This is a genomic window from Nocardioides salsibiostraticola, assembly GCF_054783655.1.
In genome coordinates, this window is record NZ_BAAGQD010000004.1 from 157,308 (window position 1) to 181,647 (window position 24,340).

24 protein-coding genes are annotated in these 24,340 nt (G+C 68.4%); 5 read left to right on the top strand and 19 right to left on the bottom strand.

Features of this window, described 5'->3' with window-relative positions; all coding sequences use genetic code 11:
- Positions 1–399 precede the first annotated feature (399 nt).
- Genes kal through kdd form a run of 5 tightly spaced genes read right to left on the bottom strand, consistent with a single transcriptional unit; the run spans position 400 to position 5,746 of the window.
- A complete protein-coding gene (gene kal / locus ACYVLV_RS03505) occupies positions 400–786 on the bottom strand; it encodes a 3-aminobutyryl-CoA ammonia lyase (protein ID WP_460807728.1) in 387 nt (128 codons plus the stop codon).
- Complete coding sequence (gene kamE, locus ACYVLV_RS03510; protein WP_460807730.1) at positions 786–1,562, bottom strand: lysine 5,6-aminomutase subunit beta; 777 nt, start codon at positions 1,560–1,562, stop codon at positions 786–788. The genes kal and kamE overlap by 1 nt, the downstream gene beginning before the upstream one ends.
- Positions 1,559–3,148, bottom strand: coding sequence for a lysine 5,6-aminomutase subunit alpha (gene kamD / locus ACYVLV_RS03515; protein WP_460807732.1), 1,590 nt, complete (start codon positions 3,146–3,148; stop codon positions 1,559–1,561). Before kamD ends, kamE begins: the two co-directional genes overlap by 4 nt.
- Entirely contained in the window at positions 3,145–4,713 is a 1,569-nt protein-coding gene (locus ACYVLV_RS03520; RefSeq protein WP_460807734.1) for an amidohydrolase, read from the bottom strand. Before ACYVLV_RS03520 ends, kamD begins: the two co-directional genes overlap by 4 nt.
- A complete protein-coding gene (gene kdd, locus ACYVLV_RS03525) occupies positions 4,706–5,746 on the bottom strand; it encodes an L-erythro-3,5-diaminohexanoate dehydrogenase (RefSeq protein ID WP_460807736.1) in 1,041 nt (346 codons plus the stop codon). The genes ACYVLV_RS03520 and kdd overlap by 8 nt, the downstream gene beginning before the upstream one ends.
- A gap of 164 nt (positions 5,747–5,910) precedes the next feature.
- On the opposite strand from kdd, the gene ACYVLV_RS03530 reads away from it, so the two are divergent.
- Entirely contained in the window at positions 5,911–7,302 is a 1,392-nt protein-coding gene (locus ACYVLV_RS03530) for a KamA family radical SAM protein (RefSeq protein ID WP_460807738.1), read from the top strand.
- Positions 7,303–7,308: 6 nt separating this feature from the next.
- Here ACYVLV_RS03530 and ACYVLV_RS03535 read toward each other — a convergent pair whose 3' ends face one another.
- On the bottom strand, positions 7,309–7,761 hold the full coding sequence (locus tag ACYVLV_RS03535; protein ID WP_460807740.1) for an Lrp/AsnC family transcriptional regulator: 453 nt from the start codon (positions 7,759–7,761) through the stop codon (positions 7,309–7,311).
- 39 nt (positions 7,762–7,800) lie between these two features.
- Here ACYVLV_RS03535 and ACYVLV_RS03540 point away from each other — a divergent pair, with 39 nt between their 5' ends.
- Both ACYVLV_RS03540 and ACYVLV_RS03545 read left to right on the top strand, forming a co-directional pair.
- A complete protein-coding gene (locus ACYVLV_RS03540) occupies positions 7,801–8,730 on the top strand; it encodes a 5'-3' exonuclease (protein WP_460807742.1) in 930 nt (309 codons plus the stop codon).
- A gap of 57 nt (positions 8,731–8,787) precedes the next feature.
- Complete coding sequence (locus tag ACYVLV_RS03545; RefSeq protein ID WP_460807743.1) at positions 8,788–9,465, top strand: SDR family oxidoreductase; 678 nt, start codon at positions 8,788–8,790, stop codon at positions 9,463–9,465.
- 95 nt (positions 9,466–9,560) lie between these two features.
- Here ACYVLV_RS03545 and ACYVLV_RS03550 read toward each other — a convergent pair whose 3' ends face one another.
- The 13 genes from ACYVLV_RS03550 to dop form a co-directional block, all read right to left on the bottom strand.
- Complete coding sequence (locus ACYVLV_RS03550) at positions 9,561–12,419, bottom strand: DEAD/DEAH box helicase (RefSeq protein ID WP_460807745.1); 2,859 nt, start codon at positions 12,417–12,419, stop codon at positions 9,561–9,563.
- Entirely contained in the window at positions 12,416–13,312 is an 897-nt protein-coding gene (locus ACYVLV_RS03555) for a diacylglycerol kinase (RefSeq protein WP_460807747.1), read from the bottom strand. Before ACYVLV_RS03555 ends, ACYVLV_RS03550 begins: the two co-directional genes overlap by 4 nt.
- Before the next feature lie 10 nt (positions 13,313–13,322).
- Positions 13,323–13,724: a hypothetical protein gene (locus ACYVLV_RS03560; RefSeq protein WP_460807749.1), complete on the bottom strand. Its 402-nt coding sequence runs from the start codon at positions 13,722–13,724 to the stop codon at positions 13,323–13,325.
- The gene (gene tatC, locus ACYVLV_RS03565; RefSeq protein WP_460807751.1) at positions 13,721–14,500 is read right to left on the bottom strand and encodes a twin-arginine translocase subunit TatC; all 780 of its coding nucleotides are present in this window, start codon (positions 14,498–14,500) and stop codon (positions 13,721–13,723) included. The genes ACYVLV_RS03560 and tatC overlap by 4 nt, the downstream gene beginning before the upstream one ends.
- A gap of 86 nt (positions 14,501–14,586) precedes the next feature.
- Positions 14,587–14,874, bottom strand: a complete 288-nt coding sequence (gene tatA / locus ACYVLV_RS03570; protein ID WP_460807752.1) for a twin-arginine translocase TatA/TatE family subunit — start codon at positions 14,872–14,874, stop codon at positions 14,587–14,589.
- Between the two features lie 8 nt (positions 14,875–14,882).
- Positions 14,883–15,929, bottom strand: a complete 1,047-nt coding sequence (locus ACYVLV_RS03575) for a helix-turn-helix transcriptional regulator (RefSeq protein WP_460807753.1) — start codon at positions 15,927–15,929, stop codon at positions 14,883–14,885.
- Positions 15,926–16,900 carry a helix-turn-helix transcriptional regulator gene (locus ACYVLV_RS03580; protein WP_460807754.1) on the bottom strand — a complete coding sequence of 325 codons (975 nt, stop codon included), beginning with the start codon at positions 16,898–16,900 and terminating at the stop codon, positions 15,926–15,928. The genes ACYVLV_RS03575 and ACYVLV_RS03580 overlap by 4 nt, the downstream gene beginning before the upstream one ends.
- A 21-nt stretch (positions 16,901–16,921) precedes the next feature.
- Positions 16,922–17,884 carry an FKBP-type peptidyl-prolyl cis-trans isomerase gene (locus tag ACYVLV_RS03585; protein WP_460807756.1) on the bottom strand — a complete coding sequence of 321 codons (963 nt, stop codon included), beginning with the start codon at positions 17,882–17,884 and terminating at the stop codon, positions 16,922–16,924.
- 107 nt (positions 17,885–17,991) lie between these two features.
- Positions 17,992–19,353, bottom strand: a complete 1,362-nt coding sequence (gene pafA, locus ACYVLV_RS03590) for a Pup--protein ligase (RefSeq protein WP_460807758.1) — start codon at positions 19,351–19,353, stop codon at positions 17,992–17,994.
- Positions 19,354–19,415: 62 nt separating this feature from the next.
- Positions 19,416–20,309: a proteasome subunit alpha gene (prcA, locus tag ACYVLV_RS03595; protein ID WP_460807759.1), complete on the bottom strand. Its 894-nt coding sequence runs from the start codon at positions 20,307–20,309 to the stop codon at positions 19,416–19,418.
- Positions 20,306–21,148: a proteasome subunit beta gene (gene prcB, locus ACYVLV_RS03600; RefSeq protein WP_460807760.1), complete on the bottom strand. Its 843-nt coding sequence runs from the start codon at positions 21,146–21,148 to the stop codon at positions 20,306–20,308. Before prcB ends, prcA begins: the two co-directional genes overlap by 4 nt.
- Positions 21,148–21,354, bottom strand: a complete 207-nt coding sequence (locus ACYVLV_RS03605) for a ubiquitin-like protein Pup (RefSeq protein WP_460807761.1) — start codon at positions 21,352–21,354, stop codon at positions 21,148–21,150. Before ACYVLV_RS03605 ends, prcB begins: the two co-directional genes overlap by 1 nt.
- 74 nt (positions 21,355–21,428) lie before the next feature.
- Positions 21,429–22,937, bottom strand: coding sequence for a depupylase/deamidase Dop (gene dop, locus ACYVLV_RS03610; RefSeq protein WP_460807763.1), 1,509 nt, complete (start codon positions 22,935–22,937; stop codon positions 21,429–21,431).
- A 78-nt stretch (positions 22,938–23,015) separates the two neighbouring features.
- Here dop and ACYVLV_RS03615 point away from each other — a divergent pair, with 78 nt between their 5' ends.
- Together ACYVLV_RS03615 and ACYVLV_RS03620 are read left to right on the top strand one after the other, a co-directional pair.
- Entirely contained in the window at positions 23,016–23,648 is a 633-nt protein-coding gene (locus tag ACYVLV_RS03615) for a class I SAM-dependent methyltransferase (RefSeq protein WP_460807764.1), read from the top strand.
- Positions 23,649–23,714: 66 nt separating this feature from the next.
- On the top strand, positions 23,715–24,029 hold the full coding sequence (locus ACYVLV_RS03620; protein WP_460807766.1) for a hypothetical protein: 315 nt from the start codon (positions 23,715–23,717) through the stop codon (positions 24,027–24,029).
- Positions 24,030–24,340: the final 311 nt, after the last annotated feature.

Genomic DNA, 24,340 nt, shown 5'->3' on the forward strand with positions numbered 1-24,340 from the left:
GTCATGCCTCACGGCTCTGCAGAGAACCGGAGGGGCCCAGACTCCCGTCGCACCGTCCCTGGACCCGCCCGGCTGACGGGGCGGGGACGTTATCTAAGGGGGGTCCTGGACCCCTTCCGGCTCGCTCTCGCAGCGGCCGACCGGCTTCCCTGTGAGCATCGCGGACAGGTGTATGGCGCAACACCCTCCGTCGTTGGTCACCCAGAAGTTGGTCCGCCTTCCACGATCTACATGAGCGAACGGGCACCAGCCAAGCGATCCTGAAGCACACTGTCAACCGGCGTCTGACCTGCGTAAACGCGCGTTGCCGCAGGTCAGCGACCCGATCCCGTCACTGAGAATTCCAAATAAATTCACTCTGCTGCGGCGTGTCGCTTGCGACACGCCCAGACGCAAGACTCAACCGGGTACGACGACGGTCCCGGTCGCGGTCGTGGCGAGCAGTGCGGGGTTCAGTACCTGCGCGGCACCGGGGGACGCATCGGTCGCCGAGCCGCGGGCGACCACGTGCACGGAAAAGTCCATGACTCGTGAGCGGCGGCCCACACGGACCAGTTCGCAGGTGATCTCCAAGACGTCTCCGGCACGGACCGGCCCGAGGAACTGCACGTCGGAGTAGGAGGCGAACAGGCCCTCGTCCCCATCGCTGAGGATGCACATCTCAGTGGCTACATCGCCGAACAGCGCGAGACTGTAGGCCCCGTCGACCAGGTTCCCGGCGTAGTGCGCGTGGCTGTAGGGCACGTAGCGGCGATGCACGACGCGGGTGCCGACCTCAGCGGCCATCAGGCGCTCCTGGGCATCGGTGTGGTCTCGGGCGCCAGGCGGCTGACGATGTACGACGCCACCTCGCCCGGGGTCGTCCCCCGGCCGAAGACCCGGTCGACGCCGAGTTCGTCAGCGGCGCCCTCGTCGAAGCGAGGACCTCCCACGATCAACAACGGTCGCTTCGCCGAGGGGTAGGACTCCCGGAACGCCGCCGACATCTCGCGGGTGTTGAGCAGGTGCGCGTCGCGTTGGGTGACCACCTGGGAGACCAGCACCGCGTCGGCGCCGGCCGCCTGGGCGTCCCGGACCAGGTCGGGCACCGAGACCTGCGCCCCCAGGTTCACGACCTTGACCTCCCGGTAGTACTCCAGGCCCTTCTCCCCGGCGAAACCCTTGATGTTGAGGATCGCGTCGATACCGACCGTGTGGGCGTCGGTGCCGATGCACGCGCCCACCACCGTCAACCGACGCCGCAGCCCGGTCTTGATCCGAGCGTTGACCTCGGAGGGCGTCAGCAGCGGATAGTCACGTTCGATGACGACCACCTTGTCGGGCTCGACCAGGTGGGTCACCGACCCGTACACGACGAAGAACGTGAAGTCCGGACCCATCGGCTTGGCGTGCACGACCATCGCCGGGTCCATTCCCATCTTCTTGGCCAGCTGCGCTGCCGCACCCTCGGCGAGTTTCGAGTGCGGCATCGGCAGGGTGAAGCTGACCTGGACCATCCCGTCGCCGGTGGTGTCGCCGTACGGCCGGATCGGCGGGTGTCCGGCGGTGGGGTTCGGGGTCATGAGTCCTCCTCGAGCAGTTCGGTGGCGGGGTTGTAGAAGTCGTCGGCCTTGCGAGCCACGCCGTCGAGGCCACGACCCTTGTCGGCGGGGCGTTTCATCAGCCCGAAGGTGCCTTCGCCGATCGCGGTGAGCAGCGAGTCCTGCACGATGCGGTCGAGCAGTTCGATCGATTCATCCAGGACCTCGTTGGCCCGCCGGTTGATGAACCCGTCGCGGGGTGGGTGGAAGTCCTCGTGCAGGCGTCCTGCGGCCTCCATGACGTAGCGGACGTTCTGCAGCGCCAGGTCCCGGTCGGAGAGCCACGGGGTGACCACGGCCTCGGTCATCATCCCGACGAGCAGGATCCCCTGGCCGGTCAGCGCCCCGGCGAGGTTGAAGAACCCGTCGAGGAGGTAACCCTTGAACACGTCCCCGGTCATGTGGCGGGTCGGGGGCATCCACTTCAGCGGCGCATCGGGGAACAGCTCGCGGGCCAGCAGTGCATGGGCCAGCTCCATCCGGAAGGAGTCCGGGACGGCGGGGTCGATCTCGAAGGCGTGTCCGAGTCCGAGTTGCCAGTCCGCGAGCCCGGCCTCGCGGGCGAAGTACTCGTTGAGCAACTGGCTGGTCGTCACAGTGTGCGCGGCGTCGACAGCGTCAGCGGTCGTGAGGTAGTTGTCCTCGCCGGTGTTGATGATGATGCCGGCCCGGGCGTGGACCTGGCGGCTGAACCGCTGGTCGACGAAGGTCCGGATCGGGTTGATGTCGCGGAAGAGGATGCCGTACATCGAGTCGTTGAGCATCATGTCCAGCCGCTCCATGCCGGCCAACGCGGCGATCTCGGGCATGCACAGGCCGGAGGCGTAGTTGGTCAGTCGGATGTAGCGGCCGAGTTCGCGCCCGGACTCGTCCAGGGCGGCCCGCATCAACCGGAAGTTCTCCCGGGTGGCGTAGGTCCCGGCGAAGCCCTCGCGGGTGGCGCCCTCGGGCACGAAGTCGAGCAGGCTCTGCCCGGTGGACCGGATGACCGCGATGACATCGGCTCCCTCACGGGCCGCCTGCTGGGCCTGGGGGATGTCCTCGTAGATGTCACCGGTGGCCACGATCAGGTAGATCCAGGGCTGCCGGGGGGCGTCGCCCTGCGTTTCGATGAGCCGGTCCCGCTCCTCGCGGCGGCCGTCGATCAGGGACATTCCCCGGCTCACCTGGAGGCGGCTGTTGGTCCGCGCCAGCTTGGCGTCGTCGCCTTCGGGGAGACGGAACGTCACCGATCCCGCTGCGGCCTTCTGAGCCAGTTCGGTCAGATCGCCAGCGGCACCCCTGGCCAAGGCGTCCCAGACCGGGAGGGCCGCGCCGTGCTCGAGCCCGACGTCGGCGCGTACGACGTCCATCAACCGGTTGACCCAGGGGGTCCCCTCCTCGTCGGCCCCGTCCAGGCCGGCGAGTCGCAGCATCGCGCGCTCGACCGAGACCGTGGTGTGGTCCTGCGCCAACTGCACGATCGGGGCACCCGCCTGCGCCGCCAGCGTGCGAGCCCTGGCCATCGTGTCGGGGTCGAGGTGGAGCTTGCTGGCCCGGTTGTCGGCCAGATCTGCGGACGAGGTCACGGGGAAGACTCCTTGTTGAGGTGGATGGTGCGACCCGAGGACAGCAGGCGCCGCAGCACCGGGAGGGGTACGCCGGGGGTCAGGTCGGGAAGGGAGGACTCCCCCAGTCCCCCGGGGACGTCCCAGACCGCTAGGTGCGCCACGGCGCCGACCGACAGGTCGTGCCGGTCCTCGCTGCCCGCGGCGGCCCACCCACCGCTGGTGTGGGCTCGAAAGGCGCTCTCGAGCGGCATCGAGAACTCCGGGACGTGGTGGTGCACGGCGGCTCGGACCGCCGCCCAGGGGTTCAGGGAGGTCACCGGCGAGTCGGACCCGAAACTGATGAGCCGCTCGTCGAAGCGGGCCAGCGGGTTGGTGACGCGCCAACGCTCCCCCAGGCGTTCGGCGTACATCCCGTCCGGGCCGCCCCACAGGGCGTCGAACATCGGCTGCACGCTGGCGGTGACCCCGCACCGGGTGAAGATCTCCAGCGCCCGCTCGGAGGGCATCTCGACATGCTCGAGGCGGTGGTGGGCGTTGATCCGGTCGCCCAGGACCTTCTCGGCCTCCTCGAAACCGGTGGCGATCGCCTCGAGGGCGGCGTCGCCGATGGCGTGGAAGCCTGCCTGCAGGCCCGCCTCGGTGCAGGCGATGACGTGGTCGCGGACCTGCTCGGCGGTGACGTACCCGTGACCGCAGGTCTGGGACGCATCGGCGTACGGCGAGGCCAGGGCAGCCGTGCGCGAACCGAACGCGCCGTCGGCGATCAGATCGCCGGCCAGGCCCGCGGCGCCCAGTCGGCGGGCCGTCTCGATGGCCAGCAACTCTCCCCAGTAGATGGTGGCGTGCAGTCCGATCTCCTCGGCGGCTTGGCGCACGAGGGGGATCTCGGACTCCGGACCGATGTGGGGTGCGGCGTTCTCGTGGAAGGCGACGATGCCGAGGGAGGCCATCTCCCGGCACGCGGCCCGGGCCGCATCGAGGCGGTCCTCGTCGCTGATCAGGGTCTCCAGGGTGTGACGGACAGCGTGGTGGGCGTCGCGCTCGACCCGACCGTCCGATGACCACCCGTCCAGGTCGCTCAGTCCCGGCACCAGGGAGGACAGGGTGGGTGAGACGACCGAGGAGTGGGCGTCGATCCGGGTCAGATAGGTACGCCGACCCGGAGCCGCGGCCCCGAGCTCGCTGCCGGTCGGGGGTCGGGGGTCGGACCAGCGGGTCTCGTCCCATCCCTGACCGACGATCACGGCCTGCTCGGGGTGCGCGTCGGCGTAGGCGGCGACCGAGGCGAGGGTGGTCTGGCGTCCGTCGGGGCCGGTGTGGGTGCTGAGATCCAGGCCGGTCAGCGCGAAGCCGGTGCGGACGGTGTGGACGTGGGTGTCCACGAAGGCCGGGGCGACCAGGGCCCCCTCGAGGTCGATGACCTCCACCGCGGCGCGTGCTCGCTCCGGCAAGGCGTCGAGCCACCGGTCGGCCTCGTCCTCGGTGCCGATCAGATCGATACGGCCGTCGCGGATGCCCACGGCGGTCGAGGTGGGGTGGGCCGGGGCGACCACGCCGTGGCGCAGCAGCGTCGGGTCAGTCATGAAGCCTGCTTTCGAAGAGTGCTCGCACGCCCGCGTCGGAGCGAAGAAGATCCAGGGCCAGTTCGGCGTGGCCGGGGACGTAGCCGTTGCCGACTAGCATCGTGACGTCGGCACCCAGCCCCTCGGCCCCCAGGGCGGCGCCGGCGAACGAGGTGGCCATGGAGAAGAAGATGATGGTTCCTCCGTCAGCGGTGGTCAGGATGGCTCCACCTTCGCAGCCGGGGACGTCGACACACACCACCGTGACCTCGGCGGGTCCCCCGGCCTCGGTGACGGCGCTGCGCAGGGCGATCGGGTCGCGGGCGTCGGCGATGACCACTGCGTCGGCGAGTCCCGCGGCCTCCAGGGCGGTCGCCTCTGCAGCGAAGGGGACGACCCCGATGGTGCGCCCGGCCCCGGCCCGCCTGGCTGCCGCCAGACTGAGGGAGCCCGACTTCCCACCGCCGCCGATCACGGTGACCGTCGGGGCGTCGTACTGGGCCACGACGCGCGCGGTCAACGCCGGGGCGCCGCAAACGTCGAGTACCGAGAGGCTGAGTTCCGCCGGCAGATCGTCGGGAAGAACGGCGGCCACGGAGCGGCCGAACAAGATGGCGTGGCCCCGGCACGGGACCTGCTCGTCGAGTCCGTCCCAGTCGGCGAGGCCGTCCTCGATGACCAGCGGGGTCAGGGTCAGGGACACCAGGGTGGCGATCCGGTCGCCCTCGGTGAGTCCCAGCCGGGAGTGCTCCCCCACCGCTTCGACAACCCCAACCAACATGCCGCCCGAACCGGTGACCGGGTTCTGCATCTTGCCCCGCGCCGCGACGATCTCCAGGACCTCGGCCCGGATCGCCAGGCCGTCGCCCGCGTGCTTCTCCCGCAGTTGGCGGAAGGACGCCGCGTCGAGGTTGAGGCGTTCGACGCGGACGCGCACCTCGTCGGGGCCGATCTCTGCCTCGGCGCGCAGCCGGGTGGCGGCCTGCGGCAGCACCCCCGAGGGCTCCAGGACGCGGTGCAGACCGATCGGGTCGCTCACGACGAGTTGGGACACGGGACCTCCATCAGCGGGCCTTACGGATAGACGCGGGAGAATTTCCTGTCAGGGAACGTGCATGCGGGAGATTCTCCCTCTACTCTGGCAGTGAGGTGACGCGAAACACAAGCGCGCCACGCTCACGACCATCGTGCCTCACGATCGACGACCCGGGAGTTCTCATGACCATCACGGCGGACCGCACCACCACCGGCCAGCAGCCGTACTCCTATCTGCGTCGCGAACTCGTGGAACCCGACTGGACCCGCTTCCCCGGGTGGCGCGAGGTCAGTGCCGACCAGTGGGCCTCGGTGCAGTGGCAGCGGGTGAACTGCATCAAGAACCTCAAGCAGCTCAAGGCCCTCTTCGGGGACCTGATCGACGAGCGCTTCTACGCCGACCTCGAGCGCGACCAGAGCGAGCGCGCCACCATGTCGATGCTGGTGCCGCCCCAGATGATGAACACGATGATGCCCTCCGCGGTGCCGTCGGGTCCCGGGTCGCTGACCGAGGAGATGTACGCCGACCCGATCCGTCGCTACATGATTCCCGTCTTCTCCGACCGGCGTACCGACTGGCCCTCGCATCCGCACGCGTCACGCGACTCGCTGCACGAACACGACATGTGGGTCGCGGAGGGGCTGACCCATCGCTACCCCACCAAGGTGCTGGCCGAACTGCTGCCGACCTGCCCGCAGTACTGCGGCCACTGCACCCGGATGGATCTGGTGGGCAACTCCACCCCCAGCGTGGACAAGCTGAAGTTCATCACCAAGCCAGTCGACCGGCTCGAGTCGATGATGACCTACCTGCGAGCGACCCCCCAGGTGCGTGACGTCGTGGTCTCCGGCGGCGACGTGGCGAACATGCCGTGGGCCCGGCTCGAGGCCTTCCTCACCTCACTGCTGGAGATCGAGAACATCCGGGACATCCGGTTGGCCACCAAGGCCTTGATCGGTCTCCCCCAGCACTGGCTGCAGGACGACGTGCGCGAAGGCATGGCCCGGGTAGCGGGAATGGCCAACCAGCGCGGGGTCTCGATCGCCATCCACACCCACGCGAACCACGCCAACTCCATCACGCCCCTGGTCGCCGAGGCCACCGCAGCGATGCTCGAGGCCGGGCTGCGCGACGTACGCAACCAGGGCGTGCTGCTCGCTGGGGTCAACGACGACCCCCAGTCCCTGCTGGACCTGTGCTTCGGGCTGCTCGACGGCGCCCGGATCATGCCGTACTACTTCTACATGTGCGACATGATCCCGTACGCCGAGCACTGGCGGGTCTCGGTGGCTCACGCCCAGGAACTCCAGCACAACATCATGGGATACCTGCCGGGCTTCGCAACGCCACGCATCGTGTGCGACGTACCGTTCGTGGGCAAGCGGTGGGTGCACCAGGTCGCGGACTACGACACCGAGCGCGGCATCTCGCGCTGGACGAAGAACTACCTGACCTCCATCGAGGCCTCGGACCCCGCCACAGACTCCCTCACGCGGACCTACGACTACTTCGACCCGATCCACACGCTGCCCGAGTCCGGTCAGGCGTGGTGGGCCGACGCCGCTCAGCGCTAGGAGGAGCTAGTCGACGGGTCGGTTCTCGTAGTACGTCGAGAGCACCATGGTGGTCCGGGTGGCGACGTTGGCGGCTACCCGGATCCGGGCCAACAGGTCCTCCAGGTCCACCGGGCGGGGGACCCGCACCTTGAGGATGTAGGACTCCTCCCCCGCGACCGACCAGCACGACTCGATCTCGGTGATGTGGCGCAGTCGCTCGGGACAGTCGTCGGGCTGCGAGGGATCGATCGGTCGGATCGAGATGAACGCGGTCAGCGGTAGTCCGATGGCGTCGTGGTTGACGGTGGCGCCGTACCCCAGGATCAGGCCGCGGCTCTCCAGCCGCTTGACCCGTTGGTGCACCGCCGAGGTCGATAGGCCGGTGGCCTTGCCCAGATCGGTGTAGGACATCCGCCCGTCGTGCGCGAGCAACTGCAGGATGCGTCGGTCGGTCGACTCCAGCTCGGCGTGCGTCACGGGCTCAGGGTAGACCCGGTGCGTGGCAGGATGCCGGATGTGACCAGCAAGCAGACCCCTCGACTGATGCTCCTCGACACCGCCTCGATGTACTTCCGCGCCTTCTACGGCGTACCCGAGATCGCGGGGCCCGACGGGACCAACGTCAACGCCGTACGCGGGCTGATGGACTACATCTCACGTCTGGTCGACGAGTACTCCCCCACGCACCTGGTTTGCTGTTGGGACAACGACTGGCGTCCGCAGTGGCGCGTGGATCTGATCCCCTCCTACAAGGCACACCGGGTGGTCGAGGAGGTGGAGGTCGCCCCCGACGTCGAGGAGGTTCCCGATCCCTTGGAGGCGCAGATCCCGATCATTCTCGAGGTGCTGGCTGCCGCCGGCATCTGCGTGATCGGCGCCGACGGTTACGAGGCCGACGACGTCATCGGCACCCTCGCCACCGACGCGGGGATGCCGGTCGACGTGGTCACCGGTGACCGAGACCTGTTCCAGTTGGTCGACGACGCAGCCGAGGTCCGGATCCTCTACATCGCCCGGGGCGTGGGCCGCCACGAGCGGGTGGACAACGACTGGGTGCGGGCGAAGTACGACGTCGATGCGGCGCAGTACGCCGACTTCGCGACCATGCGGGGGGACTCCTCCGACGGCCTTCCCGGAGTCGCCGGGGTCGGGGACAAGACCGCCGCAGCGCTGCTGAACCAGTTCGACGACATCGCCGGCATCCTCACCGCGGCCGCGGACCGGGACAGCGCCATGGCGCCCGGGCCGCGTAAGAAGATCCTGGCCGCGGTCGACTACCTCGATGTGGCGCCCGCCGTGACCGCGGTGGCTCGCGAGATCGACCTCGACCGAACAGGCCTGGAACTCCCCACCGTCTTCGCCGATTCCGACCGCCTCGACGCCCTGGCCGTCCAGTGGGGGCTGGAGAGTCCTGCCGAGCGTTTGCTCGCGGCTCTCGACCGGTAGGAATTCTCAGCGCTGCTCGACGTTGGGTCCAGAGAAGTTACCGACGAGAGGATCCACATGTCGAACCCCACCTCCACCCCCAACCGGATTGCCGTAGTCGGCGGTCACGGCCAGATCGCCCAGCAGCTGCACCCGATGATCGTGGCGGCTGGCCACATCCCGGTTGCGCTCGTACGCAAGGAGGACCAGCGCGCCGAACTGGAGGCGCTGGGTGCCGAGGTCCGCATCCTGGACCTCGAGGCCGCCGACGTAGCGGGCTACCGGGCCGCCTTCGAGGGCTGCTCGGCCGTCGTCTTCGCCGCCGGTGGTGGTGGGGACGGCAGCGTGGAGCGCAAGAAGACGGTGGACCTCGACGGATCGACCAAGTCGGTCGAGGCAGCGACCGTCGAGGGGATCTCCCGGTTCGTCCAGATTTCCGTGATCGGCGCCGACGACGAACTGCCCGATGACACCGGCGAGGTGTGGCGCGCCTACGTCGAGGCCAAGCGGGACGCTGACGCCGTACTGCGGGACAGCGACCTGGACTGGACGATCATCCGTCCCGGCGCGCTGACCAACGACGCCCCCAACGGCCTGGTCGACCTAGGCACCGACGTGGCCCGCTCCGAGGTCCCCCGCGGCGACGTGGCCGCCGTGATCACCGCGGCCCTCACCGACGACCGCGCCATCGGTCAGCAGTGGAACCTCGTCTCCGGCGACACCCCGGTCCCCGAGGCAATCTCCTCCGCCCTCTGACACGAAGTTCGCCAGTTGGGGCTTCGAAGTTCGTCAGATGGGGATGTTGCTCCCCATCTGGCGGACTTCGCGTCCCCATCTGACGGACTTCGTGGTTATTCGGCGAGACCGGTGTTCGCTACGACGCCGCGGCGCAGGTCCCCGACGGTACGACGAGCGGTCTCGCGAAGGTCCGCGGTCGGGGCGGCTGAAGCCACCTGGCCGGTCAGGTCGATGAGTTGCTTCATCCAGCGGACGAAGTCACCGGCGGCCAGATCCGACTCCCCGAGTACGTCGTCCAGGTCGTCGCCCTGGGCCCAGCGATAGGCGATCCAGGTGAAGCCGAGGTCGGGTTGGCGCAGGAAGTCCAGGTGCTTCTCGCGTTCGAGGGCATCCAGGTCGCCCCACAGGCGCACCATCTCCGCGACGATGGGTTTGACCCGGCCGCCCGGTATCCGGGGCGCCGAGGCGTTGTCGGGGCGCCGGGCCTCGAAGACCATGACGGACAGCACCGCCGCCAACTCCGGCGGTGAGAGGCCCTCCCACAGTCCTGAGCGCAGGGATTCGGCGACCAGCAGGTCCATGTCGGAGTAGACCCGCATCAGACCGCGACCCCGCTCGGTGACCCCGTCGTCGTCGAGGTACTCCAGCACCGTGAGGACCTCGCACACCCGGTCGAACTGCCGGGCCACGGTGTTGGTACGCCGCTCGATCCGCTTCTCGAGCACCCGGGCGTCCCGGTTCAGCTTGAACCAGCGCTCGCCCCAGCGGGCGTGATCCTCCCGGTCCGAGCACCCGTGGCAGGGGTGAGCCCGCATCTGGGCCCGCAACTCGGCCACCTGCTCCTCCTGGCCCCCGGTGGCGACCACGCCACCGCGCGTCCGGATCCGGTCCGGCTTCGTGGCCATCGGCGGTGGTGGGGCGAAGCCCTGGGTCTTGTTCCGCAACGACGAGGCGAGGTCGCGGCGCATCTGGGGGTTGCGTCCGCTGAAGTTCTTGGGCACCTTGACCCGGCCCATCGCCCCGACCGGGGTCGGGAAGTCCATCATCGCCAGGCGGCGGGCCTGCCGCTCGGCGGTCACCACGTAGGGGCGCGGTCCGCCCTGGTCCATGGGTGCCCAACCGGGGTCCACGACCACGGCGTACCCGGAGAACTTGCCGGTCGGCACCATGATCACGTCGCCCGGCTTCAGCGCGCGCAGCGACTCGGCCGCCTCGTCACGACGATCGGAGCGACGGTTCCTGCTCGCGCCCTTCTCGAGGTCGTTGATCTGCCGGCGCAGATCGGCGTACTCCATGAAGTCGCCGAGGTGACAGGTCGCGGACTCGGCGTACCCGTCCAGGGCGTCCTCGGCCTTGCGCAACTGTCGCGCCAGCCCGACCACGGCCTTGTCGGCCTGGAACTGGGCGAAGGACTGCTCCAGCAGTTCGCGCGAGCGGTGCCGTCCGAACTGGTGGACCAGGTTGACCGCCATGTTGTACGACGGACGGAAGGACGAGCGCAACGGATAGGTGCGCGTCGACGCCAGCCCGGCGACCTCGCGGGGGTTGATCCCGGGTTGCCACAGCACGACCCCGTGGCCCTCGACGTCGAGTCCACGACGCCCGGCCCGGCCGGTGAGTTGGGTGTACTCCCCCGGTGAGATGTCCGCGTGGGTCTCGCCGTTCCACTTCGACAACTTCTCGATGACCACGGTCCGGGCGGGCATGTTGATGCCGAGCGCCAGGGTCTCGGTCGCGAAGACCACCTTGCACAGGCCCCGGACGTACAACTCCTCCACCACGGACTTGAAGGCCGGCAGCATGCCGGCGTGGTGGGCGGCGACGCCGCGGGTCAGCGCGTCGAGGAAGTCGTGGTAGCCCAGCACGTGCAGGTCGTCGGGAGGCAGATCGCGGCAGGCCGATTCCACGAAGCCGTGGATCTCGTCGCGCTCGTCCGGGGTGGTCAACCGGACGCCGGCGTTGAGGCACTGCGTCACCGCCGCGTCGCAGCCGACCCGGCTGAAGATGAACACGATCGCGGGGAGCAGTCCCTCGCGGTCGAGTCGGTCGATCACGTCGTAGCGGCTGGGGATCCAGATGCGTCGACCGTTGCCGACCGGACGGGAGCCGCGTTCCCCGGGCCGGCCCTGACTTCCCTGGCCTCCCTTGCCACCCTTGCCGCCCTTGGGGGTACGCCGGTCCTTGATCCGCGTGGCCGCCCAGTCGTCGCGGGCCAGCTTCATCAACTCGTCGTTGACCGGGGCGCCCTCTTTGACGAAGCCCGCGGCAGCGTCGACGTCGGAGGAGGCGAACAGGTCGAGCAGTCGCTTGCCGACCATCACGTGCTGGTACAGCGGCACAGGCCGTCGTTCCTCGACGATGGTGGTGGTCTCCCCACGCACGGTGGCCAACCACTCGCCGAACTCCTCGGCGTTGGACACGGTCGCCGACAGCGAGATCAGCGCGACCGACTCCGGGAGGTGAATGATCACCTCTTCCCAGACCGCGCCGCGGGCCCGGTCGGCCAGGTAGTGGACCTCGTCCATGACGACGAAGCCGAGGCTCTCCAGGGTGCGTGAGCCGGCGTAGAGCATGTTGCGCAGCACCTCGGTGGTCATCACCACGACCGGAGCCTCGCCGTTGACGCTGTTGTCCCCCGTCAGGAGGCCGACCTTGTCAGGCCCGTAGCGGGCCACGAGGTCGGCGTACTTCTGGTTCGAGAGGGCCTTGATCGGAGTGGTGTAGAAACACTTCCGTCCCGTCTCCAGGGCCAGGTGGATGGCGAACTCGCCGACGATCGTCTTGCCCGACCCGGTGGGGGCGGCCACGAGTACGCCGCGGCCCTCCTCGATCTCCCGGCAGGCTCGCGCCTGGAAGTCATCGAGCGGGAAGTCGTAGTACGCCGAGAAGTCCCGCAGCACGGGGTGCTTGCTGTCCCGGCGTGAGGCGGCGTACCGCTCGGCCGCGCTCGGTGATGATTCTTCGCTGGTCATGAGAGGACCCTTACCGCGTTGGGCACGCAATCGATGGTCAGGGGCAGTGGACCGAACCGTTCGCCATCGCCGTAGCCGACGATCCCGCTGGCGGCAACGGTGACGCTGCGCACCAGGTGGTGTTCGTAGAGCGGGTGGTCGGTGTGCGTGCCTTTGAACAACTGGGGGTAGGTGCGGATGAGGTCCCAATTCGCCATCGGTTTGATGAGGACGACGTCGAGCAGGCCGTCGTCGAGCAGTGCGCCCTCGGCGATCCGCAGTCCCCCGCCGAACGAGGGCCCGTTGGCGATGGCCACCAGCATCGCGGAGGTCCGCACGGTCCGGCCGTCGAGCTCGAGGGTGTAGTCGAGGGGTTGGAAGGTCCGCAGTTCGGCCAGGGTCGCGAGGTTGTAGCGCATCTGGCCGTGGGGCCAGGTCATCTTGTTGGCGCGTTCGTTGACCAGGGCGTCGAATCCCGCGGCCATCACCGTGGCGAAGAACCGACCACCGCACCGCGCCAGGTCGATGGTCCGAGAAGTGCCGGCGAGGATGCGTTCGGCAGCGAGGACCGGATCCTTGCGCGGCAGGTCGAAGTAGCGGGCGACGTCGTTGCCGGTCCCGGAGGGAATGATCCCCAGCGGGGTCGAGGTCGTCGCGGTGGCCTGGAGGCCGAGGTTGACCATCCCGTCTCCCCCGCAGACCACCAGCGCGTCCACACCGGAGCGCACGGCGTCGCGGGCGAGATCCAGCGCCTCGTCGGCGTCACGGCCCTGAAGGGCCCGCACCGACCAACCGGCCGATCGGAACCGACCCAGGGCGGCCCCTGCGCAACGCGCTCCGCGACCCTTGCCCGCCGTCGGATTCGCCAGGAGGGCGATCGCTTTCTTGGCGCTTTCCTTCTGGGGGGGCTCCACGGTGGGGAGACTACTCACTGTCACCGATCCGCAGGGACACCGCGTAGCGCTCCGCCGAGGCCCCCACCGCCTTGGCCAGGCGACCGATCACGTCGAGCACCAGATCGGCCGAGAAAGCCGTTCCGGGGACGGCCAGGGTCAACCTGGCGCCACCGTGGGCGCCGAGGTGGAGCAGATAGACCTGCCCGTGACGCCACGCCTGGTGGGCAAGCAGACGAGTGTCATCCGACGCAACCGGGCTGGGATAGGCCTCGTCGACCGCTAGCAGGTCGCATCCCAGGGCTGGCCCGGTGCCGGTCAGGGTGCCGAGGACGTGGTGTCCGGTCCGCAGACCTGACTCGGCCGACCAGGTCACGTCCCCCTCGCCGAGCCAGTCGGGCAGGTCGAAGGGGTCGACCTGTTCGATGCTCACAGCGGGGAGGCTTCGTCGGGTGAGAGTCCGGCACCGATCTTGCGCTTGGCCCGGCGGCGGTCGTTGAAGCGGGCGATGCCCTCGGACAGGAAGAACAACACCACCATGGGTACGGCGAGGAACGTCATGGTGAAGGGGTCGGCCGACGGGGTGGCGACCGCGGCGAAGACGAACACGAAGATGATGATCCACGGTCGGTAGCGGCCCAGGGTCTTGCCGCTGACGACCCCGGCCATGTTCAGCAGGATGACGAACAACGGGATCTCCAGGGCGATCCCGAACACCAACAGGGTGCGGGTGAAGAAGGTGACGTACTCGTTGAAGTCCACGAGGTTGGTCAGCCCGTCGGGGTTGAACCCGATCAGGACCTCCAGTCCCTTGGGCAGGGTGTAGTAGCCCATCAGGACTCCGGCGATGAACAGTGGCCCGGCGACGGTGGCGAAGACGTAGGTCCACTTGCGTTCCCGGGCATGGAGCCCGGGGACGATGAACGCCCAGATCTGGTAGAGCCAGAAGGGACTGGTCGCGAACACCGACGCCATCGCCGAGAGCTTCAGATAGAGCAGCAGGCCGCCCCCGGGTCCGCCGGTGGTCCCCACGGTCTTGCCGGGGTCCAGCTTCGCCGCTGCCTTGAGATACGGATCGTTGACCAGCGCGAAGAGCTGATCGAAGAAGACCAGCCCCAGGCCGAACCCGAGCGCGATGATGACCGCGACCTTGAGGATGCGGGCGCGCAACTCACGCAGGTGATCGGTGAGGGCCATGCGGCCGTCCACGCCCACAGGGTGGACGGGCGTGCCGCGGAAAAGCCGGAAAATGCCAGATAGGGCCACGTGCGTGCGTCAGGGATCCGAGCCGGCGATCAGCCGTTGTGCTTGTCGGTCTGCGTGTCGCTGGTCGTGGGGAGATCCTCACGAGCGGTCGGCAGCTCGGACTTCGTCTCCTTCTTGGCCGGGGTGACGTCGTCATCCTCGTCGTTGTCGATGAGTCCCTTGGTCTCGGCCTTGAAGATTCGCAGCGCCTGGCCGGTGCCCCGTGCGAGTTCGGGCAACTTGGCCGCACCGAAGATGATGATCACGATCAGCAGGATCACCAGCCACTCGGCACCCTGGGGAGGGCTGAGAAGTGGTGCGATCATCGGGTTCGTCATGGCTTGCCTCACGTCTGGGAGTCGGTTGAGTTCATCGTACGCGTGCCCCGGTCGTACAGGTCGAGCGTAGCCGCCGCGGCGGCCCGGAAGTCTGCCTGATGCTGATCGGGTGACACCACGCTGGCGTGTGGAGCCAGTCGCAGCAGGAAGCGGGTGAGCCACCGCTGGTCGGCGACGACCATGGTGACCTCGATAGAACCGTTGCGGTGGCGGCGTACGACGTCCACCGGGAAGTACTCCACCACCCAGGTCGCCGCTGGGGCCAGCTTGATCCGGACCGTGGCGCCCTCGAGTCCATCCAGCAGGGGCCCGGTCGTCAGATCTCGCGGTGCGCGGGGCGGCCCCGTCACGGGCGTGTCGAGCACCTCGGCGCCGGTGATCCGGTCCAACCGGAACAGGCGGACGTCCTGGGCCTCCTGGCACCAGGCGTCGAGGTAGGTCAGATTCCCGGAGGTCACCACTCCGTGAGGGTCGACCACTCGGTCGGAGGTCTCGTCGCGGGCCGGCACGTAGTAGGACAACCGGACCTGCCGACGCTCCTGGGTGGCGGTGCGCAGCTGTCCGGCGAGCGCCTCGTGGTCGGGATCCCCCGCATCGGTCCCGGGGTCGATCCGAGCCCCTCCGGGGGCGAGCGCGACGGCCGCCTCGATCTTGGCTAGGGCGCGGTCCACGATCTCCTTGGTGTGTTCGGTCGCCTCGTTGCCCATCGCCCGCAGCGCCACGACCATGGCCATGGCCTCGGTGGGGGTCAGCCGCAGGGGTCGGGAGAGATAGTCGGCATTGTCGATGCGGATCAAACCGTCCGGCACCATCTCCCCGTCCTCGGTCTCCAGGGCGTCGATGTTCACGTCGATCAGCTCGTCGGGGAAACCGCCGGGCAGCCCGCACAGGAAGAGCACCTTGAGGTCCTTGAGCACCTGCTCGGGGGTGACCCCGACGGCTTCGGCGGCCTCGTTGAGGCGCATTCCTCCGTGCACGTGGAGCAGCGGAACCAGGGTGAGCAGCCGCGAGACCTGGCCCAGGGCGCCTGAGGGACCCGCCACGTAGCCGGTCATCGGAGCACCTGCCGCAAGCGGGACACGACCGTGTCGCGCAGTTCCCCGGGGCCCTCGACCAGAACCGACGTGCCGTAGGACAGGACCTCGTCGGCCAGCCCGGAGGCACCGCGCTCGAGGGTGAGTCGGTCCCAGGCGGTGGTGGTGTCCGGCCCGGACACGTCGAGTTCGATGGACCCGGACGTCTCGGCGTCTCGCCGCAGCGGCCAGGCCGATCCGCGGCGTACGAGCACCACGGCGGTCATCCGGTCCGGTGCGGGCGCCAGGCGACGGGTCACGGCGCTCAGGTCCAGGTCGGGTGGGATTTCATAGGACCCGGACGGGCCGTCCTTACGGGTTTCGCCCTGGATGCGAGACAACCGGAAGACCCGTTCGGCTCCCCGGTCGGTGTCGAACCCGACGGCGTACCAGCGGCCCGAGTAGCGCGTGATGCCGTATGGCCGCAGGTGTCGGGTCGTGGGTCGCTGGGTTCCGGAGCGGTGGTACTCGAAGGTCAAGGGGGTCCGCTCGGCAATGGCCGCCCAGAAGGCCTCGAAGGCCGGCTCCTCGGCGCTGAGGCGAGGCTGGGCGATGTCGAGCGCGGCCAGATCCACGTCGATCCCGGACGCCGACAGCTTGCGAACCGCTTCGGTGGTGGCCTGGGCGAGGGTCGCCTGCTCCCAAACCCGCGAGGCGAGGCCGACCACCGCCGCCTCGTCGTCGGTGAGGTCGATCTGGGGCAGCGCAAACTGGTCGGCGCGGATCCGGTAACCCGGTTCATCCTCGAAGTACGGGTCCATCTGCCCGACCTCGATGGGTACGCCGAGACCCCGCAGTTCTTCCTTGTCGCGTTCGAACTTCTTCTCGAAGGCGTCGACGCTCTTCAGGTCGGCATACAGGATGGACCGGATCTGCGCCTTGGGCACGAAGTGACGTTGCACCAGGAGCATGATCAGCAGGTTGAGAAGGCGTTCGCTCTTGACCGTCGCCATCGGGGCAGTGTGACTGATCGCTTAACCCGCACCGAGGATGTCGATGATGAAGAAGAGCGTGTCGGTGCCCTTGATCCCGGCCTGCTCGTTGCCGGACTCGCCGTACCCGAGGTCGGGCGGGATGGACAGGATCACGCGGCTGCCGACGGTCTTGCCGACCAGCGCCTGGTCCCAGCCCTTGATGACGGCGCCGATGCCGATGCCGAACGAGGCGGGTTGTTTGGAGTAGGACTCGTCGAAGGGCTTTGCGCCCTGGTAGGTCTGCCCGAGGTAGTTGACGACGATCAGGTCGCCCTTCTTCACCTCGGGACCCTCACCGGTGATCAACTCGGAGACCCGCAGCTTCGCAGTGGGCTGCGGGGTCTTGGTGAACACGAAGTTGGCCGGGACCCCCTTGTCCTGGTTCAGACCGGGAACCCACGGCTTGGCCAGGGTCTTGGGGCCCTCGGCCTTCTCGAGGACGCCGCTGGACAGGTCCATCACCAACAGGACGGTGTCCTGGTTGCCGACGCCGAGTTCGGGGTTCCCGCCCTCGCCGAAGGAGGCCTCGGCGGAGCCGACCACCGCGACCCGGGAACCGATCTTCTGGTCCTTCAGAGCGGCCAGGAAGATCGGGCTGAAGTCGTCGCTGAGCGTGAGCAACTGCCCGCTCGGCTCGTCGGAGTAGGAGGTGTACGTCGTGCGCTGGCTGAAGCCGTTGCCGACGAAGTAGTTGATGACGACCTCGTCGCCAGCGGCCAGAGCCGGGCCGTCGCCCTCGGTGAGGACCTCTGTCTCGAGGTCGTCGGCCGACATCTGGCCCTTCCACTCCACCTCGGGCTCGGAGCCGATGTCACCGGTGATCGACACGGCCTCGAAGTTCGTCAGGGCGTCGTCGGACACGCTGCCCTCGGGGGCGGCCTGATCACCGCAGGCGGCCAGGCCGGCGAGCAGCAACCCGGTCGCGGCCACCAGTGCGGACGTGCGGAGGGACTTCAGGGGCACAACAATCTCACCTTCGGTGCGGGACGGAGCAGGACCACGAACTGACGACGGTGCCATATGGGCGCCGCGGGTTCGCCGGAACTCTACCCAAGTGACAGAGAGCCTTCTCACATACCGTCGATCAGGCGCTGCACCCGCTCGTCGTGGGCCTTGAACGGGTCCTTGCACAACACGGTGCGCTGGGCCTGGTCGTTGAGCTTGAGGTGCACCCAGTCCACGGTGAAGTCGCGGCGTTCCTCCTGGGCCTTGCGGATGAACTCTCCCCGCAGTCGGGCCCGCGTGGTCTGCGGCGGAACCGTCTTGGCCTGGAAGACCTGGAGGTCGGTGGTGACCCGGGCGACGGCCCCGCGATTCTCGAGAAGGTAGTACAAGCCCCGGTCGCGGCGGATGTCGTGGTAAGCCAGGTCGAGTTGCGCGATGCGGGGGTGACTCAGGGACAGACCGTGCTTGGCGCGGTAGCGGTCGATGAGCTTCCACTTGATCACCCAGTCGATCTCCCGGTCCACCAGGCCAAGGTCGTCGGACTCGATGGCCTTCAGTCCGCGCTCCCACAGGTCCAGGCTGCGCTCGATGATCGGGGTCGAGATGCCGCGGCGGTCGACGAAGTCGCGGGCCTTGGCGAGGTACTCACCCTGGATCTCCAGCGCGCTGGCCTCACGGCCGTTGGCGAGCCGGACCTTGCGACGGCCGGTGACGTCGTGAGAAATCTCCCGGATCGCCCGGATGGGGTTCTCCAGGGTCAGGTCGCGCATCACCACGCCCTCCTCGATCATCCGCAGCACCAGGTCGCAACTGGCCACCTTGAGCATGGTGGTCGTCTCGCTCATGTTGGAGTCGCCGACGATGACGTGCAGGCGGCGGTACTTCTCGGCATCGGCGTGCGGTTCGTCGCGGGTGTTGATGATCGGGCGACTGCGGGTGGTGGCGCTGCTGACGCCCTCCCAGATGTGTTCGGCCCGCTGGGACACGGAGTACGCCGCCCCCCGCGGCGTGTGGGTGATCTTCCCGGCCCCGACCACGATCTGGCGGGTGACCAGGAAGGGAATCAGGATGTCGGCCAGCCTGCTGAACTCGCCGGCCCGCCCGACCAGGTAGTTCTCGTGGCAGCCGTAGGAGTTGCCGGCGGAGTCGGTGTTGTTCTTGAACAGGTAGATCTCACCGGCGATACCCTCGTCGTGCAGGCGGTCCTCGGCGTCCAGCATGAGTCCTTCGAGGACCCGTTCACCGGCCTTGTCGTGAGCCACGAGTTCGCCGATGTCGTCGCACTCAGGGGTGGCGTACTCCGGGTGACTGCCCACGTCGAGGTAGAGGCGGGCGCCGTTGCGGAGGAAGACGTTGCTGGACCTGCCCCAGCTGACGACTTTGCGGAAGAGGTAGCGCGCCACCTCGTCGGGACTCAGTCGTCGCTGCCCTTTGAACGTGCACGTAACGCCGTACTCGTTCTCGATCCCGAAGATTCGCCGGTCCACGTGAGCAGCCTACGTGCTGGTGGTGTGGCTCACAGCAGACGCGCACACTCGGAGGCCAGTCACTAGGTGGCCTTGGGAGGTGCGACCGGGGGTTCGCCCGTCGTCGGGTTCTCCAGGGGAGGCACATCGCCGCTGACCAGATCGGTCGGATCCCCGGTGTCGTCCTTGCCCGGCTCCGTCGAGGCACCGCGGCGCGACTGGGAGTCCCCCTCGGAGGCAGCTGCGGGTGCCGAGGCGGGCCGGTCGGGGCTCACCGGCCCACGCTTGCCCAGGAGCGCGCCGAGGCGAGCCGGGACTATCCGGGCGAACTTGCGGGTCTGGGTGCGCGTGCGGTCCAGGACGGCGACCTCGAGGTCGTCGACCCCGATCACCCGGTCCTCGTCGACCGAGTGACCCAGCGCGGCCACCGCGACCTGAAGGGCGGAGTCCAGGCTCGCGCCCGCGGTGTAGTGAGCCTTGAGGTATTCAGCGACCGTGTCGGCGTCGCCGCCCATGACGGCGTACCCCTTCTCGTCCCCGACGCGACCCTCGTAGGTCAGCCGGTAGATCTGGTCTCCCGCGGCGGTGTCGCCGATCTCGGCGACGAACAACTCCACCTCGTAGGGCTTCTCACCGCCCGAGGAGAAGATCGTGCCGAGGGTCTGGGCGTAGGCGTTGGCCAGGCCACGACCGGTGACGTCGCGGCGGTCGTAGGCGTAGCCGCGCATGTCGGCCAGCCGGACCCCGGCGATCCGGAGGTTCTCGAACTCGTTGTAGCGGCCGACTGCGGCGAAGGCGATCCGGTCGTAGATCTCGGAGACCTTGTGCAGCGCCTGGGACGGGTTCTCGGTGACGAACAGGACGCCGTCGGCGTACTGGACGACCACGAGGGAACGACCGCGGGAGATGCCCTTGCGGGCGAAGTCGGCCCGATCCTTCATGAGTTGCTCGGGTGAGACGTAGAACGGTTGGCTCATGAGGGACCTCCTGTCAGCGGAGCGGCCGGTCCGTCGGGACGGCCCATCCGTCCGGCGATGACGCGGTCGGCGATCTGGGCGACGAGGTCCTCATCGATCCGGGACCCGCCCTCGGCGGTGATCACACGGATCACTGGGAAGATGCGCCGGGTCAGGTCGGGGCCGCCGGTGGCGGAGTCGTCGTCAGCGGCGTCGTAGAGCGCCTGGAGGACGACCTCGATGCACTGGGTCTGGTCGAGGTCGGTGCGGTAGAGCTTCTTCAACGATCCCTTGGCGAACACGGAGCCGGAGCCCACCGAGTAGAAGGCGGTCTCCTCGTAGCGGCCGCCGGTGACGTCGTAGCTGAAGATCCGGCCCTGACCGATCTCGAGGTCGAAGCCGGCGAAGAGGGGTACGACGGCCAGGCCCTGCATGGCCATCCCGAGGTTGGCGCGGATCAGCGCGGACAACCGGTTGGCCTTGCCGTCCATGGAAAGGGTGATGCCCTCGATCTTCTCGTAGTGCTCGAGTTCGGTCTGGAACAGGCGGACCATCTCGACCGCGAGGCCGGCGGTGCCAGCGATGCCGACCGCGGAGAACTCGTCGGCCGGGAAGACCTTCTCGATGTCGCGCTGGGCGATGATGTTGCCCATGGTGGCGCGACGGTCACCGGCGATGATCACGCCACCGGGGAAGGTGGCGGCCACGATCGTGGTGGCGTGCGGCGCGAGGTCGGCCGCACTGCCCTGAGGAAGGCCACGGCTGCCCGGGAGCAGATCGGGGGCCTGCTCCCCCAGGAAATCGCTGAAGGAGGAGGAACCCGTGCGGAGGAACGCGTCGGGTAGCCGCGCGTCCGCCACTACTGGCCGCCCTTCTGGATGAACGACTTCACGAATTCCTCGGCGTTGATCTCGAGGACATCGTCGATCTCGTCGAGGATCGCGTCGATGTCGTCATCGAGAGCTTCCTTGCGCTCGGCGACGGCGCTCTCGGGAGCGACCCCGCTGTCGTCGGCGGGCTCTTCGGTGTCGTGGGACTTGCGCGGCTGCTTCTGCTCCTGGGCCATACCTCGACCCTATCCACACCGACCCACACTCTTGCGCAGAAGTGCACAGAAGGGCACGCCAGGACTTGAGGGGATCAGCGTGTCAGCGCCCGGAAGAGCTGGGCTGCGTTGTCGCACTCGTCCATCAGCTCGCCCACATGGGCCTTGCTGCCGCGCAGGGGATCGATGGTGGGCACCCGTTGGAGGGAGTCCCGACCAGGGAGGTCGAAGATCACCGAGTCCCACGAGGCGGCGGCGATCTCCTCGGCGTACTTCTCCAAGCAGCGGCCGCGGAAGTAGGCCCGGGTGTCCTCCGGCGGGTCGTGCATGGCCGCCTCGATCTCGGCGTCGTCGAGGAGCCGCTTCATCCGGCCCAGGCGCACCAGACGGTGGTACAGGCCCTTCTCGGGGCGGATGTCGGCGTACTGCAGGTCGATGAGGTGGAGCTTCGCGTCGTCCCATTCGAGGCCGTCGCGGGTGCGGTACTGCTCGAGCAGTTTGAGCTTGGCGACCCAGTCCAGCTCGTCGGCCAGCGACATCGGATCGCTCTCGAGCCGGTCGAGGACCGACTCCCACCGATCCAGGACGTCCGCGGTCTCGTGGTCGACGTCGGAGCCCTGCGTCTCGGCCACGTAGGCGCGCGCCAGGGTCAGGTATTCGCGCTGCAGGGCGACCGCGGTGAGTTTACGACCGTCGTTGAGGCGGATCTCGTAGGCCAGGGAGGGGTCGTGGGAGACCGCCCGCAGCGCCGCGACGGGCCCGTCGATCGAGAGGTCCGCCTCGATGAAACGGTCCTCGATCATGGCCAGGACCAGGGAGGTCGTGCCGACCTTGAGGTAGGTCGAGATCTCCGAGAGATTGGCGTCACCGATGATGACGTGGAGACGGCGGTACTTCTCGGGGTCCGCGTGGGGTTCGTCCCGGGTGTTGATGATGGGTCGCTTGAGGGTCGTTTCCAGGCCCACCTCGACCTCGAAGTAGTCGGCCCGTTGGCTGATCTGGAAACCGTGCTCGCGGCCGTCCTGGCCGATCCCTACCCGGCCCGCGCCACAGACGACCTGGCGACTGACGAAGAACGGGGTCAGGTGGCGCACGATGTCGGCGAACGGGGTCGAACGACGCATCAGGTAGTTCTCGTGGGTGCCGTACGACGCACCCTTGTTGTCGGTGTTGTTCTTGTAGAGCACGATCTTGGGGTTGTCGGGGAGCCGTTCGGCGCGGCGAGCGGCGTCGAGCATCACCTGCTCCCCCGCCTTCTCCCACCGCACGGCGGCCAGCGGCGAGGTGACCTCGGGGGTGGCGTACTCGGGGTGCGCGTGGTCGACGTAGAGCCGGGCACCGTTGGTCAGGATGACGTTGGCGAGCCCGAGGTCCTCGTCGGTGAGTTGGCTGGGGTCGGCGATCTGGCGCGACATGTCGTAGCCGCGCGCGTCGCGGAGCGGTGACTCCTCCTCGAAGTCCCAGCGGGCGCGGCGGGCCTTGACCGTCGAGGTGGCGTAGGCGTTGACGACCTGCGAGGAGGCCACCATCGGGTTGGCCGACGGGCTGCCCTGGACCGAGATGCCGTATTCGACTTCGGTTCCCATGATCCGTCTGACACTCATGCGGTGAGCCTACGGTGCGACGTCAGGGGCATTTCACCTGATGGGGGTGGGCCGGGCACGGCCCTTAGACTCGTGGCCGTGATCAGTGAATTGTGGGAGTCCCGTGTCGTACCCCGTCTCGTCGATGTCGCTCTGAAGGGCAAGGACGTCGGCGAGCTCCGCGATGAGGTCTGCCTCGGCCTCGAGGGGAAGCTCCTCGAGCTCGGCTTCGGGGGTGGTCTGAACATCCGCAGCTATCCCGGCGAGGTGACCGCCGTGGACGCCGTGGAGCCGTCCGACCTCGGCTGGGAGATGTCGCAGCGACGTCGTGATCGCACCGTGCTACCGATCGGTCGCGTGGGACTGGACGGGCAGCATCTCGCCGCCGAGGACGACGCCTACGACTCGGTGCTGTGCACCTTCACTCTCTGCACGATCCCCGACGCGCGCTTGGCTCTCTCCGAGGTGGTGCGGGTGCTGCGGCCCGGTGGATCCTTCCACTTCCTCGAGCACGGCTTGGGCCCCACCGCCGGCGTTCGCCGTTGGCAGACCCGCCTGGAGCCCGTGCAGAAGCGCGTCGCCGGCGGGTGCCATCTGACACGTAACATCCCGGCCCTGGTGGCCGGAAGCGGACTCGAGGTCGTCGAGGTGCGCTCGCAATACCTGCCCGGTCCGGGCGTCGCGAAGCCGTGGTCGTTCGGCTATCTGGGGCGCGCGATCAATCCTGCATGACATGCCGGTAGCCCGACGTCGCTCGGCCTCGAGCCGTCGGGGGATCTCGTAGGCCTCGACGAAGTGGTGCTGGTCGACATCGAGGATGGGTCGGACGATGACCTGGGTGTCGGGTTGGCCGCGCCACTGCCGAATCTGCTCGACGGTGATCGGGGTCCGGGTGTTCGCGCACCGGGCGACGTTGTCCTCCCCACGGATCGCGGCGTCGGTCAGGTGGACGTGGAGTACGACGGTGCGGGGCGCTGGTTTCGAGGCTCGCTGCGCTCGCACCTCAACCGGCGCAGCCACTTCCTCGCAGTCCAACTCGAGCGCCCCCTGAGCCCGAGCGATCTCGCCGGCCGCGATCGAGCGGCGTACGTCGAGGGACTCCTCGCACCCTAAGGCCAGCAACTGGTGGGCCACCGAAGCGATCGCGGCCTCAAGATCCAACGCGTCCGCCAGATCCAGCGACGCGTCGACCTGGACGACCCCATCGATCCCGACATGAGGCAACCCGATGTCGAACCGACGCCGGTCCGCACACCGCTTGCGCTGCTCCTCAGCCTTCTCCGGGTCGAACCGGGCGGTCGCTTCCTCTACGAGGCGGTGTCTGCGCCCACGAACACGACCTCGCAGCGTTCGCGAGGTGCCGGTCGACAAACGTCGCGCCCGCTTCAGGCAGCTTGTAGGTCTCATCGGCGACCTGCAGGGCC

Bases quoted from the DNA above. Each gene is read 5' to 3' on its own strand.
- kal (WP_460807728.1), bottom strand. From the start codon at position 786: ATGGCCGCTGAGGTCGGCACCCGCGTCGTGCATCGCCGCTACGTGCCC.
- kamE (WP_460807730.1), bottom strand. From the start codon at position 1,562: ATGACCCCGAACCCCACCGCCGGACACCCGCCGATCCGGCCGTACGGC.
- ACYVLV_RS03520 (WP_460807734.1), bottom strand. From the start codon at position 4,713: ATGACTGACCCGACGCTGCTGCGCCACGGCGTGGTCGCCCCGGCCCAC.
- ACYVLV_RS03530 (WP_460807738.1), top strand. From the start codon at position 5,911: ATGACCATCACGGCGGACCGCACCACCACCGGCCAGCAGCCGTACTCC.
- ACYVLV_RS03545 (WP_460807743.1), top strand. From the start codon at position 8,788: ATGTCGAACCCCACCTCCACCCCCAACCGGATTGCCGTAGTCGGCGGT.
- ACYVLV_RS03550 (WP_460807745.1), bottom strand. From the start codon at position 12,419: ATGACCAGCGAAGAATCATCACCGAGCGCGGCCGAGCGGTACGCCGCC.
- tatA (WP_460807752.1), bottom strand. From the start codon at position 14,874: ATGACGAACCCGATGATCGCACCACTTCTCAGCCCTCCCCAGGGTGCC.
- ACYVLV_RS03575 (WP_460807753.1), bottom strand. From the start codon at position 15,929: ATGACCGGCTACGTGGCGGGTCCCTCAGGCGCCCTGGGCCAGGTCTCG.
- ACYVLV_RS03580 (WP_460807754.1), bottom strand. From the start codon at position 16,900: ATGGCGACGGTCAAGAGCGAACGCCTTCTCAACCTGCTGATCATGCTC.
- prcA (WP_460807759.1), bottom strand. From the start codon at position 20,309: ATGAGCCAACCGTTCTACGTCTCACCCGAGCAACTCATGAAGGATCGG.
- ACYVLV_RS03605 (WP_460807761.1), bottom strand. From the start codon at position 21,354: ATGGCCCAGGAGCAGAAGCAGCCGCGCAAGTCCCACGACACCGAAGAG.
- dop (WP_460807763.1), bottom strand. From the start codon at position 22,937: ATGAGTGTCAGACGGATCATGGGAACCGAAGTCGAATACGGCATCTCG.